General features: G+C 44.3%; 11 protein-coding genes. All 11 read right to left on the bottom strand.

Features of this window, described 5'->3' with window-relative positions:
- Positions 1 to 11 precede the first annotated feature (11 nt).
- Positions 12 to 1,730: a type 2 periplasmic-binding domain-containing protein gene (locus A8709_RS09280; protein ID WP_065852079.1), complete on the bottom strand. Its 1,719-nt coding sequence runs from the start codon at positions 1,728 to 1,730 to the stop codon at positions 12 to 14.
- A 140-nt stretch (positions 1,731 to 1,870) separates the two neighbouring features.
- The gene (locus tag A8709_RS09275) at positions 1,871 to 2,755 is read right to left on the bottom strand and encodes a carbohydrate ABC transporter permease (protein ID WP_065852078.1); all 885 of its coding nucleotides are present in this window, start codon (positions 2,753 to 2,755) and stop codon (positions 1,871 to 1,873) included.
- A gap of 39 nt (positions 2,756 to 2,794) precedes the next feature.
- Entirely contained in the window at positions 2,795 to 3,712 is a 918-nt protein-coding gene (locus tag A8709_RS09270; protein ID WP_065852077.1) for an ABC transporter permease, read from the bottom strand.
- A gap of 299 nt (positions 3,713 to 4,011) precedes the next feature.
- Positions 4,012 to 7,122 (bottom strand): beta-galactosidase, LacZ type, encoded by a 3,111-nt coding sequence (gene lacZ, locus A8709_RS09265; RefSeq protein ID WP_065852076.1) that lies wholly within the window; start codon positions 7,120 to 7,122, stop codon positions 4,012 to 4,014.
- Positions 7,123 to 7,139: 17 nt separating this feature from the next.
- Positions 7,140 to 8,132, bottom strand: a complete 993-nt coding sequence (gene mgrA, locus A8709_RS09260; RefSeq protein WP_065852075.1) for an L-glyceraldehyde 3-phosphate reductase — start codon at positions 8,130 to 8,132, stop codon at positions 7,140 to 7,142.
- A 217-nt stretch (positions 8,133 to 8,349) separates the two neighbouring features.
- A complete protein-coding gene (locus tag A8709_RS09255) occupies positions 8,350 to 10,344 on the bottom strand; it encodes an RICIN domain-containing protein (RefSeq protein ID WP_065852074.1) in 1,995 nt (664 codons plus the stop codon).
- Positions 10,345 to 10,488: 144 nt separating this feature from the next.
- Positions 10,489 to 12,492, bottom strand: a complete 2,004-nt coding sequence (locus tag A8709_RS09250) for an RICIN domain-containing protein (protein ID WP_065852073.1) — start codon at positions 12,490 to 12,492, stop codon at positions 10,489 to 10,491.
- 255 nt (positions 12,493 to 12,747) lie between these two features.
- Positions 12,748 to 13,770: a Gfo/Idh/MocA family protein gene (locus A8709_RS09245; protein WP_065852072.1), complete on the bottom strand. Its 1,023-nt coding sequence runs from the start codon at positions 13,768 to 13,770 to the stop codon at positions 12,748 to 12,750.
- Positions 13,767 to 14,579, bottom strand: a complete 813-nt coding sequence (locus tag A8709_RS09240) for a sugar phosphate isomerase/epimerase family protein (protein ID WP_065852071.1) — start codon at positions 14,577 to 14,579, stop codon at positions 13,767 to 13,769. The genes A8709_RS09245 and A8709_RS09240 overlap by 4 nt, the downstream gene beginning before the upstream one ends.
- On the bottom strand, positions 14,576 to 16,045 hold the full coding sequence (locus tag A8709_RS09235; protein WP_065852070.1) for a glycoside hydrolase family protein: 1,470 nt from the start codon (positions 16,043 to 16,045) through the stop codon (positions 14,576 to 14,578). The genes A8709_RS09240 and A8709_RS09235 overlap by 4 nt, the downstream gene beginning before the upstream one ends.
- Complete coding sequence (locus A8709_RS09230) at positions 16,030 to 18,054, bottom strand: glycosyl hydrolase 115 family protein (RefSeq protein ID WP_065852069.1); 2,025 nt, start codon at positions 18,052 to 18,054, stop codon at positions 16,030 to 16,032. The genes A8709_RS09235 and A8709_RS09230 overlap by 16 nt, the downstream gene beginning before the upstream one ends.
- Positions 18,055 to 18,127 lie beyond the last annotated feature (73 nt).

Below are 18,127 nucleotides of genomic sequence, written 5' to 3'. Positions count from 1 at the left end.
CATAACCACTTTTATTTGATTTTAGAATTTTTCTTCGCAGAAGGTAACAATTCAGGTGCCATTTTTAGTTTTTCAAAATCTTCAGGGGATAGCATCTTATCTTTATTTTTTTGGTAATAATCATTGTAGAAGGCATCTACATCCTCGCCGCCAGCTTTTTTCCAAAGCTCTTTCGCGTCTGCTACTGCTTTCTCAGCCGTCACATTGGGTTGTGCAAGTGATTTTAGAAGGAAATCGTCTACAGCTTTGGTCCCATTCGTTTTCTTCAAAAGCGTATCAGATGCAAGTGCTGGAAGCGTTTGCTGCCATTTTCTTGGATCAATGGCACCTGGCTTATTAGCAACTTGCGCCATCTTATAGTACAAATCTCCAAACTCTTGTAAGACAGGGTCGCTCGATTTGAGATAGGAATTGTAATATTCATTGGCTAGCGGACTAATGCCAGAACCTAAGTTGAAATCGAAAGTTCGAATGATACTGTAATCTGTTGCATAATCGTACTCAATTTTATTCTTCGCCGGATCTACAGCTACAACAGTTCCTTCAGCATCCCTTTTCTTGTAAACGCCATCAGGTCCATTCACTAAATAGTCGGAAACTTTCGGATCATTTAACCAGTTAATGTACCTAGCGGCAGCATCAGGATCTTTGGTTGCTGCATTAATAAAACCTACAACGGAAGGGCCTCCATTGATATAGCCTTCAAAATTTCCATACTTTGTTGCAGGCAAATCAAATGTATCGAGTTTAGCTGTCGGATTAGCCTTTTTGAAATTCGCAAATGTTGGTGAATTCAGTTGACTAAATTTCCCTGTCAGGAAGATACCGATTTTTCCGTTGGTGAAATCCGTTAATGCTTTGTCGCCTTTGTCAAGTAAGAAGTCCGGATCAACAACCTTCGCATCAACAATTTGTTTCGTAAACTTCAACCAATCTTGGATTCTATCCCATACAAATGTCAGCTTGCCATCAACGACAGCATACTTCTCCGGATTACCAAAGCCAAACATGTGAGAAAGTACTCTCTGGGAATCCGCGTTTAATGTCAATCCATACGTATCATTTTTGCCATTCCCATCCGGGTCTTTCTCTGTAAACGCTTTTGCTACTGCAAGCAAGTCTTCTGGTGTCTTTGGCATAGGCAGATTTAACTTTTCTAACCAATCTGCTCGAATAATTGCAGCATGATTAGGTGAAACAGGCGATACGGTTCCAATGGTGTACCGTTTCCCATTGACTGTCGTAAGCTTTTGTAGTGCTGGATATTTATCTAACGTCTTTTTATAGTTTGGCATTTTGGCCAGTAAATCATCTGTGATTTCTAAAGCTTGTCCTTTAGAAATAAACGGCGTCATATCTTCATAGTTGGCTACGACATCTGGACCTTCCCCAGCAGCGAACAGCATGTTCATTTTCTGAGGAGCTTCTGTTCGAGGTACCACGATGAATTTCACTTCTTCAAATGGCGCATTTTCTTGAATCCATTTCGTCCAACGGTTATTATCATACGTACCTTCGGAAGCAGGAATGAGTCCTCGATCATAAACCATAACGGAAACTTTACCTTTTTTCACTTGACCGCTAGGGGTAACGCTTGCTGTGTTGCTAGCAGTACCACCGCTACCGTTACTCTTGGTTGGCTCATCTTTCGTAGAGCTACATGCAGCTAAACCAACAGATATAGCCATCACAAGTGATAATGCAGCGACACTTCGAAACTTTTTCTTCATACTCATGTTGCCTCCCTTTTTTTATAAAAATGATAATCGAAATAATGAAATCGCTTTCGATCTATGTGAAGAATACGAGAACTTATCGTATCCTTTACAATCACCAACATTTCCTTACAAATTGAGAAGATAAGCTTAATTTAGCCTTTAACCGAACCTAACATAACACCTTTAACAAAATATTTTTGCAGAAATGGGTATACGGCTAGCATAGGCAATATTAACACGACAACGCCTGCTGACTTAACAGACTCGGAAATAACATCACCTGAACCTGATATGGCACCAATATCTGAATTTGTACCTAATTTTATTTGTTCGAGCTGAAATACCATTTGTTGAATGAGTACCGGTAATGTATAACCCTTCGAATCACTAATATACATCAGTACTTTCAAGAAACTATTCCAGTACGCAACCCCGTAAAAAAGGCACAATGTGGCTATCACAGCTTTGGAAAGTGGCAGATACATCTGAAGTAAAATTCGCCATTCGGAGCAACCATCAATTCTAGCTGCTTCTTCCAACTCTTCGGATATATTTTCAAAGAATGACTTCATGATCAACATATTGTAGGGGCTAATCAGTGTTGTTAACCAAATAGACCAATACGAGTTCATTAATCCAAGCGATTTCACCAATAGATAAGTTGGAATCAATCCACCGCTAAACAACATGGTGAAAACGATGAGAAAGGTTACTTTCCTTCTAGCAAATAATTTCCTTTTCGATAATGGATACGCACAGAGGATTGTGAAAATCATGCTAAGTGCAGTACCAACTACGGTAACAACGATACTATTCTTAAAATATTTAAATAGATCTGTGGATACAATTAATACTTTATAGGCTGCTGGCGTAAAATCAACCGGCCACAAAAATACTTTGCCTGATTCAATCGCTGCACCGCTGCTGAATGAAGTAGCAATAATATAGATGAGTGGAAGTAAACACGACAGCGATATGATAAAAAGCACAATGTTGTTAATTTTATAAAAGGCTTTTTCTCCCGTCGAAATCTTCAATGTCCTGCCCCTCCTTCGTATGTCTAATTTGTTAGTTGGTTAGAATAGTGCGTTCCCTGACATTTTGGCTAATCGATTTGCCACAAGCACAAGGATTAAGCTAATCACAGAATCGAACAATCCCATGGCCGTCGTTATACTAAATTCGCCTTGTTGTATACCCATTTCATAAATAAAGGTGGGCACGACATCTGTCATATTCTTGACAACTGGATTCTGTAGTACGAATATGCGATCAAATCCAACTTCCATAATTTTTCCAGTCGCTAAGATAAACGTTAGGACAATGGTTGGGTACAAACTAGGAAGAGTAACTTTCGTAATCTGCTTCCACTTGTTAGCGCCATCAACAACCGCCGCTTCGTAATACGTAGGATCTATGCTCGAAAGCGCTGCTAGGTAGATGATGGCATTAAATCCTGCATCCTTCCAAATCCCACTTCCCAAGAAAATACTCATCCATGCGGTGTGATTAAACAAAAACTGGATGGGTTCCCCGCCAAAATATTCAATGATAAAATTAATTGGGCCATTTTTAACAGAGAAAACGTTAATAATAATACCACCAACGATCACCCAAGAGAAAAAGTGAGGTAAATATAGAACCGTTTGTGAGGCTTTTTTGAACCATTTCATTCTTATTTCATTGAGTAGAATCGCTAAAATAATTGGAAATGGGAATGAAACTAGGACCGATAGTAAGCTTATCACTAACGTATTTCTGATAATTTCTACCGTGTGTGGCTGTGCAAATATCATTTTGAAATTTCGAAGTCCTACCCAATCGCTTCCCATAATGCCATCTATAAATCGATAATCCTTAAAGGCAATCACCGCACCAAACATGGGCACATAATTAAAAATAATAAAAAATAAAAGTGGCAATGTTAACATCGTATACAAAGGTATGTTTTCTTTGATTCTGATTCTTCTGTGTAGTTTCTCATTATTGATCATTTCGGGTTCCTCCTGAAGCGATAAGTTCTAACTTAGGTTGTTTGAGGCTATTTCAACTTCCTTTCTGGTTGAAAACGTTTTATTGATGTTACATCGTAATGTCATTTGATGTTTTTATTGTATGGCATAAATGCATCAAGAAAAATGTAATAATATCGTCTCTTTTATGTAATATGTTCGTAAATGGTAGGAATAACGGCACGATAATAAGACCCAAATGGGTCTTATTTCGCTGATATTCTTGCTGACAAAAAAAAGAGCCCGCGAGGCTCTAATTTTAGTCAATTCACTCCACTTTACTATCGCTCCGTAGGCGAATTCGGTCCGGAGTTCATCGGTGTGAGGCGGACTTGGAAGTGGAAATCCTCCGCCTTCAACACATACTGTGGAAGTACACCAGGACCACAGCTGGCACTACCAATGCCGTTCTGCGCAAGATCAAGATGCAAGTAGATACGGTCACGTTCCTTTAAATCATAGGTGTGCTTCGCCTTTTCTAGGTCTTCGCTCGTATAGCGACGAGCTGTGAACCCGAACTGCGGCAAACCTGTTGCCAACAGGCCTGCTCCTTGCTCATTCGTCATTGCGAGCCAACGTGTATCCGAGCGGTTGCCGTTTTCCTGCGGTACGATGTATTCGGTGAACAGCTCGCGTACCGTTTGCCGGTAAACGCCGAACTTCGCGGCTTGCTTCGAATCCGCATACGTTTCACCGGGGCCGCGCCCATACCACTCCGCCCGCTCACAATCGTTCGGCAGTGCAAGGCGAAGTCCGACTCGTGGAAGCGTCTCTGGCGCGCCGCTGCCCTCGATCGATCCGTCTACCGCGATCACTATGTCCCCGTTGGCATAGATCGTATACGTGTATAAAGTGTCAACCGACCATTTTAGAATTGGCGGCGCTACCCGTACCCTGCATGTAATCGTTACGATCGACTCACTGTTGTTACAACTCCAATCCACGCTCATAACGCGATGTTGCAACCAGTGCAGTCCTTTTAGTTTCCATAGGACCGTTGCTCGTTGATCATCCGCGAGGGATGTCCTCCAGTCGCCAATCGGTCGCATGTCATTGTCCGTCGGGGAACGCCACAGATCAAGCCTCGGTCCTTCCTCCAGCAGGCGGACTCCTGCATGTCTCCAGCTAGCAATAACACCGTAAACACAGTCAAACTGAAGTTCAAAATCACTACCTTGTACGTCCAACATCACACCATTCTTCGTAACAGATAATGGTGCATAATCAGACAAATCAACCGTAGGTTGCTGCTCCGCTTTGTTCGGAAGCTCAAATTGCGCCCACGCAACCTCAAAGCCAGCTTTAGCCCAGGTTGTATCAGCAGCAAGCAGAACGCTAACATTCAACCAATAATCAGTTGCTGGTTGCAATTGCTCCGGCAGCGTATAGTTGATGTTCAAATTGCCCGTACATCCCGGTGCGATCTCGGGCAGCTCTCCCTTGCCCGAAGATAAGATTTTGCCGTCCGCAACGACATCCCAGACCAATTGTAAATGCGACAAATTCACGAAATCGTATCGATTCGTCAGCTTTAACACCCTAGCCTGCCTATCCACGGCTTCGACGATAACGGGTTCCATCACTTTCTTGAGTTCCAGCAGACCTGCCGATGGCACACGGTCTGGGTTAACAAGACCATCGATAACGAAATTCATATCGTTCGGGGTTTCTTCAAAATCCCCGCCGTAGGCGAAAAATTCCTTACCATCAGCTGTCTGCTGTCGGATGCCTTGATCAACCCATTCCCACACGAAGCCACCTTGCAACCGTTTGTAGGTATAGAAGACATCCCAATATTCTTTCAAGCCGCCTGGCCCGTTACCCATGGCATGCGCATATTCGCATACAATATGGGGCTTATCCAGGTCTACACATGCGCCAAGCTCGTGAAGCTGCCAAATCCTGTTGTACATCGAGCTGTATACGTCGGCACTCACGGCTTCACGATCTTCCGCGTAGTGTACCAAACGTGTGGGATCGTGCTCCTTAGCCCAGTTGTACATCGCTACATGATTACAACCGTAGTAGGATTCATTGCCTAGGGACCAGAGGATGATGGAAGGATGATTCTTGTCCCGCTCAATCATCCTTTCGATCCGATCTACATACGCTGGTTCCCATTCAGGGTCATCACTTATTTGATTCGAGTTGTCTGTTCGATGGAAACCGTGGCACTCCAAATCAGCTTCGTCAATGACATACAGTCCGTATTCGTCACACAGGTCATAGAAACGAGGATCGTTTGGATAATGGGAAGTACGAACCGCATTAATATTGTGTTGCTTCATCAGAAGCACATCCTGCAGCATGGAATCAAGCGGTATGGTTCGCCCAAGATCGGGATGATGATCATGACGGTTGACTCCCTTGAATTTAATTGGCTTCCCATTGACTAACAGTAAGCCGCCACTTAATTCAACACACCTGAATCCAACGCGAGCAGACGTAACCTGCGTAGTTTCGCCAATGACACGGATCAACAGCTTGTATAAGTACGGATCTTCCGCAGACCATTTCCTAGGGTTAACAATAGACAGCTTAAATACAATCTCTTGCTCTTGCGTCAACACACCGCCTGTTAGGACTCCTTCCGCATGTCCTCCTTCGACTGCTTTTCCATTTGCATCAAGTAATTGCAGCTCGACACGAACAGTTTCCTTTACTTCGTGTCTGCTTCGCAAGTTTAATCTGACTTCGAGAGTGGCATCGTGGTATTCGCTATCGAGCAGCGTTCGAACTGAATAGTCATATAAGTGAGTTTGCGGTGTAGCTGTCATATACACGTCGCGGAAAATACCGCTCAGCCACCACATATCCTGATCCTCGATATAAGAACCGTCCGACCACTGCATGACACGAACCGCAAGAACGTTCATCCCCTCGTGAATGTGGTCCGTGATATCGAACTGCGAAGGCATGCGACTCCCTTTACTGAAGCCGACTTCCTTGCCGTTTACCCAAACGAAGAACGCGCTGTCTACACCTTCAAAATGCAGCGTAATCCGCTGCCCGCTCCAGCCAACCGGAACCTCAAACTCTCGACGGTAGGAGCCTGTCGGATTTTCGGTCGGCACTAGCGGCGGGACAACAGGAAACGGGTAGACAACGTTCGTATAATGCGGTTTGCCATAGCCATGCATCTGCCAACAGGATGGTACAGTAAGGTCATCCCAGTCACTTACATCGAAATTTTCTATATGAAAATTCGTTGGTGCGTGTGCAGGTGTCGGAGCATAATTAAATTTCCAAGTTCCATTTAACGGCACATAGTACGGAGATAACTTTCTTTCATTGCATAAAGCACTCTCATCATCAGCGAACGGTATGAATGCGGCTCTTGCTGGCAGCCGATTTCGCTCTAACAGTTTGTGATTCTCCCAGTCGTTCCTCATTTCCAACACTCCCATCTTTAGGAACTCAATATTTCATCTATACGAAGTAACTCTTCCTGACTAAAATCTAGGTTTTTCAATGCTGCAACATTATCTTCAATCTGACTTACTTTACTTGCTCCTATGAGAGCCGAAGTAACCTTCCCCACTCTAAGTACCCAAGCAATGACCATTTGAGAAAGGCTTTGATCGCGCTCTAGTGCAATAGCGTTCAAACGAATGATCTTGGACATGAGCTCATCCGTGATGGCATTGACACTCAAGGCTCGACTTGCACTTGCAGCCCTTGAATCGGCTGGAATTCCAGTGAGATACCGGCTTGTCAGCAATCCCTTTGCTAATGGTGAAAAGGCTATGGAGCCCATTCCTTCCTCTTTCAGTACATCCTGCAGCTCGTTCTCTATCCATCGATCAAACATATTGTACTTAGGTTGGTGAATCAGACAAGGGGTACCCAGTTTCTTCAAAATGCCAGCAGCCTGTTTGGTCTGCTCAGCACTGTAATTAGAGACGCCTACAAACAAGGCTTTGCCTTGTTTTACTGCCAAATCAAGTGCTCGCATCGTTTCTTCCATAGGGGTCTCTGGATCACATCTGTGAGAGTAGAAAATATCAACATAATCTAGTCCCATGCGCTTAAGGCTTTGGTCAAGACTGGTTATCATATGTTTCTTTGAGCCACCGTCTCCATATGGACCATTCCACATCGGATTGCCTGCTTTGGTTGATAGGATCAACTCATCGCGGTAAGGTTTGAAGTCAGCTTTAAATAAGCTGCCGAAATTCTCTTCGGCAGTTCCTGGAGGCGGCCCATAATTGTTAGCTAAGTCAAAGTGGGTAATGCCAAGGTCGAATGCACGGCGCAGCATGTCACGTTGGGTTTCTAAGGCATTTGCACTCCCATAATTTTGCCAAAGTCCGAGGGAAATAGCAGGCAGTTTGAGGCCTGAGTTACCGCACCTTGTATACCTCATGTTGGAATATCGTTCGTTTTTAGGTGCATAACGCATAAACTAGCCTCCTTATAGGAAGAGAACCCCTTGTCAAAGGACAAAGAGTTCCCTTTTCCATTTTTTTCGACAATTCCGACAACAGCTTATAAGCCAACTTCATTCTATGGTATACATTCATCAATAAAAATGTAATAATCTCGTATCTTTTATGTCATAAATTCGTTATTTGCCTACTTACACCAGCTGGAAACCTCAATATAAGCTGATGTCTCCTTTACTCCATTAACTGCCATTTTTGATTGTCTCCGCCATTATCTGTCCACTGAGTGAGTTGAGCTCCATCTTCCGTCGTTCCACCACTGTCTAATGCTTTACCGCTTTTGCGATTAATGAGTTTCGAGTATCCATTACCAACGTCAACGATTTGCCATTGTTGATTGTCTCCGCCATTATCCCCCCATTGTTCGACTAGGGCTCCATTGGCTGTAGAACCGCCAGTCACTTCTAGGAGTTTTCCACTCTTGAGATTTTTGATCTTGTAATACCCTCCGCCAGCATCAACAAGCTGCCACCTTTGATTCTTTCCACCACTATAATCCCATTGAGAAATCTTTCCGCCATCCGTCGTAGAACCACCGAAAACTTCGACAGCTTTACTTGAGTTTGCGTTCATCATCTTTTTAGTCGTAGGATTCGTGTTAAACGTAATATTGGATGTGTTCGCGCCGATATCAATTAACCCCTGCGAAGCGCTGGTGATTAAGTTGCCGTTCATCTTTAAATCGGTAATGTTCACATTAGAAACTTTGCTTGAGCTGTCATAACCTTGAATGAAGGAATGATAATTGTTGATGTTTTCAAAGCTAACACGCGTCATTTCAATATTGCTGACGGGACCAACTTCGCTACCACTATATTTGGCCGTCCAGATTAGGAGCGGAGATGTTCTAAATTGGCCACTGGTTCCATTATTAACTATCTTTTCCGTACGGATATCGATAAAATGAATATCGTCCCATACACCATTCCCTTGGTCATGATCCACACTGACGCCACGATAGCCCTGAATCACGTCAATATTGATAAACCAAACATCGCTAATCGATGCATTCCCTTGCATACCTACCTTGGTACCCGCAGACTCCGTATAGGCAACCGAATTTTTGTATACAACATCTGTCATCGGTTCTTCCGTTGATGCTTTTGCATCATAGACATCATCACCGGTATAGGCGAAGCATTGATCCACAACTGCGTGGGACGTATTGACGAGATCAAAGCCATCGCCATGAATCCAGTTAACGTTATTGATAATCTTTACGTTTTTGATGTTAACGTTAGTAGCGTCTTGAAGTCTGAAGTTCCAAGTTGTTCCATCTCTAAGTGTGATACCCTCGAAGGTTAGGTTATTCGGCTTCGTACCCGCTGCGTCTTTGTAAGAATGGATGATATATTCTCGGTTTGGACCGCTATCGCCTGTTGTAAGTGTAGTCCCATTGGAATCAATCATACCTCTTCCTTTGATCGCCACATTCGATGCTCCTACAATACGGATGTTCGCATTGGTAAAAATGGTATTCGTGAAATCATAATCATTTACATCCGATGACCCGCGAAGTATGGAGCCAGCAGCTAGATAGAGTGTGACATTACTTTTAAGCTCGATTTGAGAAAACTTGTAAATGCCAGCAGGGAAGTAAACAGTTCCGCCGCCGGTACGAGCATTCGCATCATTGATGGCTTGTTGGATTTTGGACGTCATCAAATCGCCGCCTGTGTTATCCACGCCTGAATAATCCATAATACTTTTCACGCTTCCCCCATTAGGCATTGGCGCATCTGTTTCCACAGGATCAGCCATGATGACAAGATTCTCCAGGTTATTAATCTTGATAACTAAGTACCGTGATCCAGCTTGGGGAAGGGTGAAAGTTAGATCCTTTCCGCTTACTGTTGCCTCGATGCCGTAGCTATGAGGACTGATATTATAGGAAGTGATATTTTCCGAAGCCGTTACTTTAAATGTTCCTGTTCCGGAATAAGACAACTGTGCAAAGGAATAATCAAACTGCCTGGCAACCCTAATCGTAGTTGAATCAACTTTCAGTGTGTAGGCCGAGCTTGTACCGAAGTGAGAAGGATACGTCACGACGGTAGCCGCCGATGCAGGCTGAGCCATGCTAACCGTAAAACTGAATATTAGAGCTGCAACCACGAGTACTTTCCCCAACAAAAATCCGATTCGGCTTTTCATTTTACTAAAACCCATTATTATTTCGCCTCCAGATGAATGGTAATTGCTCATAATTTAAATATTTAACTCGTTACTTTGATGTCCTATTTTCGTATATCGTGTTGGCGAAGAATAGACATTCCGTTCTTCGCCCACGAAGAGTGATTCAATACAAATAGCTTACTGCGCAAATAACCGAAATTTCTGATTGTCTCCGCCATTATCTGTCCACTGCGTAAGCTGAGCTCCGTCCGCCGTCGACCCACTGCTATCTAATGCTTTACCACTCTTGCGATTAATGAGTTTAGAGTATCCATTTCCAACATCAACGATCTGCCATTGTTGATTGGTTCCGCCGTTATCTGTCCATTGTTCGACTAGGGCTCCATTAGCTGTAGAACCGCCAGTTACTTCCAATAACTTTCCGCTTTTGACGTTTTTAATCTTATAGTAACCGCCGCCAGCATCGATAAGCTCCCACCGTTGATTCGTTCCAGCATGATAATTCCATTGAACAATTTTAGTGCCATCCGACGTACCGCCACCGAAAACTTCAACCGTTTTACCTGAGTTAGCATTGCTAATCATGTAATTGGTGGCCGCCGTGTTAAACGTAATATTGGATGTGTTCGCACCCATATCAATTAATCCCGTGGATGGATCTGTGATCATAGACCCGTTCATCTTCAAATTCGTAATTTTGACATTGGAAACCTTGCTCGAACTGTCATAACCTTGGATGAAAGAGTGGAAATTTCCGAGATTCTCATAGGTAATGCGAGTTAATTCTACATTGCTAATAGGACCAACCTCCGTTTTATACTTAGCCGTCCAGATGAGAAGCGGAGCCGTCCTGTATTGGCCTGAAGTCCCATTATTAAAGATCTTTTCCGTCCGAATATCGATAAAATGAATATCATCCCAGACGCCATTTCCTTCGTCATGGCTCAAACTAATGCCCCTATAGCCCAAGATCACGTCAATATTGATAAACCAAAGATCCGTCAGCGAGGCGTTTCCCGCAACCCCAGCCTTGGTACCCGCCGATTCGGTATACGCAACCGAATTACTGTAAGTAACATCAGTCATTGGTTCTTCCGTCGATGACTTCGCATCGAAAACGTCATCTCCCGTGTAGGCGAAGCATTGATCAACAACAGCGTGAGATGTATTGACGAGATCAAAGCCGTCTCCATGGATCCAGTGAACATTATTCAATATCTTTACATTCTTGATAGTGACGTTCATCGATTCCTCAATATTCATGTTCCAGGTTGTTCCATCCCGCAGAGTGATACCCTCGAACGTCAGACCACTGGGCTTTGTTCCCGACGAATCCTTATAAGAACGGATGATATTCTCACGGTTTGGCCCACTATCGCCCGTTGTAAGCGAAGTCCCATTAGAGTCGATCATCCCTCTGCCTTTGATGGCTACATTCGATGCCCCTACGATACGGATGTTCGCCTGTTTGAAGCTGCTATCCGTGAAATCGTAATCACTTAACGTCGTTGACCCGCGAAGTGTCGCACCAGCAGCTAAATAGAGTGTGACATTACTTTTGAGCTCAATCTGAGAGAATTTATAGATACCAGCAGGAACATACACGGTACCTCCGCCAGAACGAGCGTTAGCATCATTAATGGCTTGTTGGATCTTGGACGTCATGAGACTGCCGCCCGTATTGTCCACACCCGAATAATCCATCAAGTTTTTCACACTGTCGCCATTGGGCACAGGGGCATCTGTCTCCAAAGGGTCAGCCATAATGACTAGGTTCTCCAGGTTATTGATCTGGATCACTAGGTAGCGCGATCCAGCTTGGGGAAGCGTGAAAGTTAGATCCTTGCCACTGACGCTAGCGGTAATGCCATAACTATGAGGACTAATGTTATAAGAGGTAATATTATCTTTGGCAGTTACTTTGAATGTCGCCGTACCGTTATACGATAACTGAGCAAAAGAATAATCAAAATGCTTAACAACTTTCACCGTCGTAGAATCTACTTGCAGCGTGTAAGCCGTACTTGTAGCGAAGTACGACGGAGTTGGATAAGTCACTACGGTCGCTGCGTATGCAGGCTGGGCCATGTGAATAGAGAAACTGAACATGAGGGCAGCAGCAACCAGCATTTTCGCGAGCAGAGTACCCATTCGCAAATCCTTGATTTTTCTCAATTGCATTCTTATTTCGCCTCCAGTTTACTTGTAATTGCGTTTCATTCATTACGTACACGCTAGGCTACGAATCTGTCATTCATGATGGTTAACAGGAACCACCCCCTCACTCAAGTAAGCGCTTGCAAACAACTTCATTCTATGGCAAATTTTTAACAATAAAAATGGAAATATATCGTTTCTTTTATGCACAAAATTCGTTGATCGTACGCCCTGTAAAAAAAAAGAGCCCGCCATATATGCGTGGCTCTGATGTAAATATTAGGACAAAGAAACAACCTTTTTCGAATCCTGTGATTCGAACGCAGCTAAAATAACTGCCAGCGATTTCAGACCTTCTTCCCCGGAGATGCTCGGTGGTGTATTCGTAATAATGCTTTCCACGAAAGCGTCCATGATGCCGCTAGATACTTGCTTCTCATTCGTTGCCATCGCGCCGACTTGATACTTCTCAACAGTACCGTCACGAAGCTGCACAATCACTTGATCAACCGGATGCGTTCCGATATGCATAGCGCCATTCTCACACCACAAGATGGTGCTATTATCGCCGCCTTTATAATACGTCCAGCTGGCAACCAACGTGCCGATGATTCCGCTCTTCATACGCAAAACGCAGGTCGCGTTATCGTCCACATCGGTTCCTGCTTTATGCAGCGTGCTCACGAAAGCAGCAACTTCTGCTACTTCGTCGTCGAGCATCCAACGGATTAAATCTGATTTGTGTACGCCGAGGTCGCCCATCGCGCCCATGATGGCATCTTCTTTGCGGAAGAACCAGCTGTCTCGACCATCAATACTCCAACCTTCAGGTCCCCCATGACCGAAGGACGTTCGGAAGGAAAGAACTTTCCCCATTTTACCTGATTGCAAAATTTCTTTCGCCTTTAAGTGAGGCGGCATCAGTCGTTGGTTTTGACCCACCATTAAGAACACACCGTTCTTTCTTGCCGCTTCGATCATCGCCAAAGCATCCTCTTCGTTCGTTGCCATCGGCTTCTCCACAAGCACATGAGCGCCTGCATTTGCTGCTGCAATTGCATAGGGAGCGTGCAACACGTTCGGCGTACATACACTAACCGCATCCGGCTTCTCTGCCTTCAGCATTTCTTCATAACTAGTGTAGGCTCTACCGCCGTGCTCTTGCGCATAGCCTTCGGCTCTCCCCAGAATAAGATCGCAAAAACCTACCAATTCAACGTTTGGATTCGCTGCATATTCTGGAATATGTCTCTTCTTGGAAATGGACCCGCAGCCCACAATCGCTACTTTGATTTTTCTCATGTCAGATTCGACTCCTTTTTGTGTTGGTATTCAGTTTGAAATTTGGATAAATAGTTTTGTTTCAGCCAGTTGTAGCTGGTAGCAACACTTTCGAGTGGCGGGTTCGAACATCGATCCTGCTCAACGATCATCCATGAAACACCAGCGTCAGAGCCCGCTTGGATGACAGAGGGCAGATCGATTTCCCCTTTACCCAACTCAACTGTATTGATTTGTCCGTTCACTTCCCCTTTAAAATCTTTCAGATGCAGCAACGGAAGGCGGCCTGCATAATTCGCAATGTATTGCAGTGCATCCAGCCCTGCGAATTGAACCCAACCTGCATCCAGTTCTACTTGCAGCGTCTCTGGACTAGCAGATGCATACAGCGCGTCAAATACATATTGATCATTTATTTTCATCTCAAATTCAAATGCATGGTTATGATAAGCGAATTGAAGGCCTTTCTCCTTCATATGCCTGCCTGCTTCGGCCAAATAAGCGAACAGGCTTTGCCATGCTTCAGGTGTTTGACGATCCTCAGCAGCAATATGCGGACAAATGAGATAGGGAGCATCAATTGCAAGCAAATATTCGATTTCTTTGTTCAAATCAGCTTTCATTTTGGCAAGGCTAACATGAGCACCGATTGCTTTTAAATTCAATTCTTGCAGCAGATCCTTCAACGCTTCCGCAGACATACCACCGTAACCTGCAAATTCCACCCCTTCATAGCCCAGTTCAGCAACCCGGCGAAGTGTACCGGTAAAATCTTTCGATAAGTCCTCTCTCACAGTAAACAACTGCAAGCCAATTCCCATTCTTCTCATCGCATGTGTCCCTTCACCGTTAGATCTGATGCCTTGCTGCCCACAATGATTCGTGTGTCCAAGCTATTCGAAATGACATCTCCACACAAGTTCAGATTGTTAAATGTAACATTTGTCACATCATTCGTATCACTTGAGCCATACATATGTATGGGGTTAAAAGCCTGTTTTTCGAAATAAGCGCTATCAATATAAACATTCTTTACGGGTGCTGTACCCGCTTCTATTTCTACAGGAATACTTTTCCCCATGGAAGTAAACACGTAGTTTTCCACCCTCGTATTTACAAAATGGATATCACTCATGGGTTGATTCCCTGAAGTTGCTTCTACCACAATTCCTCGTCGTGCCTGAACGACGTCGTTATCTTCAAACCAGACATCATACATGGGGCTGTGGGATTGCAAACCCGCTTTGAGACCCGCACAGGACGAGAATACAATATTGTGTTTGAAACGAATATGATACATGGCATAGTCCGTTATCGTTGATTTTGCACACAGAGCATCATCCACGGTCATGACAAAGTTCTTTTCCGCTATTGCGTTCCTAGTTCCACATAAATCGATTCCATCATTCATGATTTTATATTGGTCGGCATTTTTGTGATTAATAATCTTAACATGTCTAACTGTAAATCCTTCACCACCTTGGATACCGTTAATCGTCCACGTTGTGGAGTCCTTGATGATGATACCCTCTATCGTTACATGATCGGAATGGTTACCTACGATAACGTTTCTTCTGTATCCGAGATAGGTCGATGATGTACGATCCTTATCCATAATCGCGATGCCGCTGGCGTCCAGCGTGCCTCGTCCTATTATTTTGGCATGAGGTGCATGGTCGATCTTGATCATCGGATCAATAAATATTTTACCTTCCCTACTCTTCGTAAAATCATAAAGGGTTCTGTCCGGATTTGACTTGATCACGGCCCCGCCCTGAATATACAAGGTGACATTGCTCTTCATATAGAGAATATCCTTTACTTTGTACACACCAACTGGAACATAAACGATTCCTCCACCTGCAGCAGATGCATCATCAATAGCTATCTGTATAAGATGGGTCACATCGCTGGTCCACGTGTCGTCTGCCTGATAAGGCGCATGGCTGATATTATAAATACCTGTCCCCGAAGATGGGGGAGCGTTGGTTTCCATTGGGTCACCCAGAACAACCAGCTTCTCCAAGTCATTGATCTGTATGATCAAATAGGATGGTTTGGCCGAGTTGCTGTCGATCGTAAAAGTCAGTTGATTCCCACTTACTACCCCGGCGATCTCCATGCTATGTGGGCTTATATCATAACTTGTGATTGGTTGGCTGGCTGTGACAGTTAGTGTAGATGTGCCTGAGTAGGAAAAATGAGCATAGTGGTAATCTAAAAAATGTTCAACAATGACAGCATTCTGGTCTACTTGCAATTGAAATTCCGAGCTTGTTGTTAATTCCCTGCACATTCTCTCACCTTGTGAATGAGGTCAGGAAGGTTTAGCAATACATCACCTTCGTACCAACCTTTCCACTTCCCTTTCTCCGCATGCATACGGATAATAGATGCCTGCTGAAGCTCTGCTACAGCCTCCAAGATGCGACCACGCACCTGGTTCTTTTCATTTGTAGCTCCGGTATATACAATCTCCGCCGCAACAGATAGATAATGAACGCTCCGATATAGCGCGCGGATGAGTGATAGCTGTACCAACAGGTTGGAAGTAAAGAACTCTCTGTGCTCATGATTTAATCCCTGCAAAGCTTGATGAGCCAAGTTCAAAGCATGGTCCCACTTCGGAAGAGCTTCCCCAGTGGCATTTTTATAATAGCTTATGAAATCCTCAGCTTCGTCGAAAGCCAATAGGGTTTTGTTCTGGATCTCATCTTTGGTAAACGGTTGACCATTCAGGATGGCCACCAGCTTGATTGTCAGTCTGCGGCACATGCCGTCCATCAGGAGCATGCGACCCGCGTATCCCCGGTTATCCAAGGCGTGGAATGCGTTGAAATAAGCTTGATAAGCGAGCGCAGCTGCCCCTCCACCTTGCTGACCGTAATGTTCGACAGACCAATCTTGCCAAAACGCCTCTGGTTGGTAATTCCCAAAATCCCAACCTAAAACAGACGTGTATTGAGTTCCAAGCAGCATTTCCCTAAGGTTCGTTACATTGACAACAAGGTAGTCTGTATTTCCTTGTTGAACAGCTGCTTGTAGATTGTAATAAATTTTCTGCGGTGAAGTCCCTTGAACCTGATGAGGTCCGCAGCTCCAGAAAGCAACATGATAATAAATGCCATACTGCCTATCCGGTTCCCGTTTCACTTCATAGAAGCTCTCACCCAGCATCTGAGTCGGGCCGAAATCCGCATGGATAATGATCGTTTCTTTCGGAAAAGATAAATATCCTCCCTTCAGAAGCTCCATACCTTCCATCCACAATGTGGCTGTAGAGGCAAAGTCATTGTGCCCTAGTGCTTCGGCAATAATCTCATGTTGCTTGGCAATCGCACCAGCGATTAACTGACCTCTTCCACTCGCTGTTTCCGGTGCATAAGGATCATCTGCCCACACGGGCTTGTCGCCCATGCCACGAAGGCCAAGTTGCCACACCACATTGTCATACCGTGCCCAACGACTTGCATAAAGCCGCCAGACTTCCTCATATTTTTCAGGATTCTTCGTATAGGATAGAGGCTGGGCATCTCCCCGTTCTTGCCAATAGCGTCGGACCCTTTTGGGGAATACGCCTAAAGGCTCAATGTGATGCTGGGAAATAAGGAGTCCACGCTCCGACACCCGCCTAACCAAATCTTCATCAGATGGATCGAGGATATCCAATAAGGAGCAAGGGATCAAAAGATTCTGTTTGAGTCGAAGTGCAGTCTCCATAATCGGTTCCAAAGCATTCCAATAACCCGCATGCTTGGTGAAAGCATTATTTTGAAAATCCTTATCAAATTTCCCCGTCCAACCCAGTAATAGATCCTCATCATTGATGAACCAGCCTCGATAACGGAACGTTGCAGGTCCATCCGTCAACGAAATCTTGCCCAAATCAAGGCTTTCCTTGCGTTCAGGTGTTTGGCCTGTCCACAGATACAAGGGATTTACCCCGAGTACGACTCGACTAAATTCGTAAATCCCATAGATCGCTCCTCTAGTATCACTGCCAGCAATAACGAGATGTTGATGCCCTTTTTCCACTAAACTCTTGACGAAGTAGTGCTCCGTTTTCCCATCGATATCGCTGAAATCTATCCCTTTCTTCTTTAAAAAATCTGAAAAAGCAGAGTTGCTTAAACTTCCTACTAGAATGGAAAAGCCCTCTACATCCGAAAGGTACTTTCGGCAATCGGCCTGAATGTTCATAACATGGCTCATATCACGGATTAAATCTTGCAAAGCTAACCCAATTCCCTGATGTTCCTGAGCGTCAATCCTGATTTCCACTGTTTCTTTGGCATGTAAAATCAATATGATACACCTCTTATAGCAAATTAGTACGATTACTATATCGCATAAGTCCATCCAGAAAAATGTACTCACT

The sequence above is a fragment of the Paenibacillus pectinilyticus genome, assembly GCF_001700435.1.
In the GTDB taxonomy this organism is placed as follows: domain Bacteria; phylum Bacillota; class Bacilli; order Paenibacillales; family NBRC-103111; genus Paenibacillus_E; species Paenibacillus_E pectinilyticus.
Note: the sequence above shows the minus strand (reverse complement) of the source record. Positions and strands in the feature narration are given on the sequence as shown.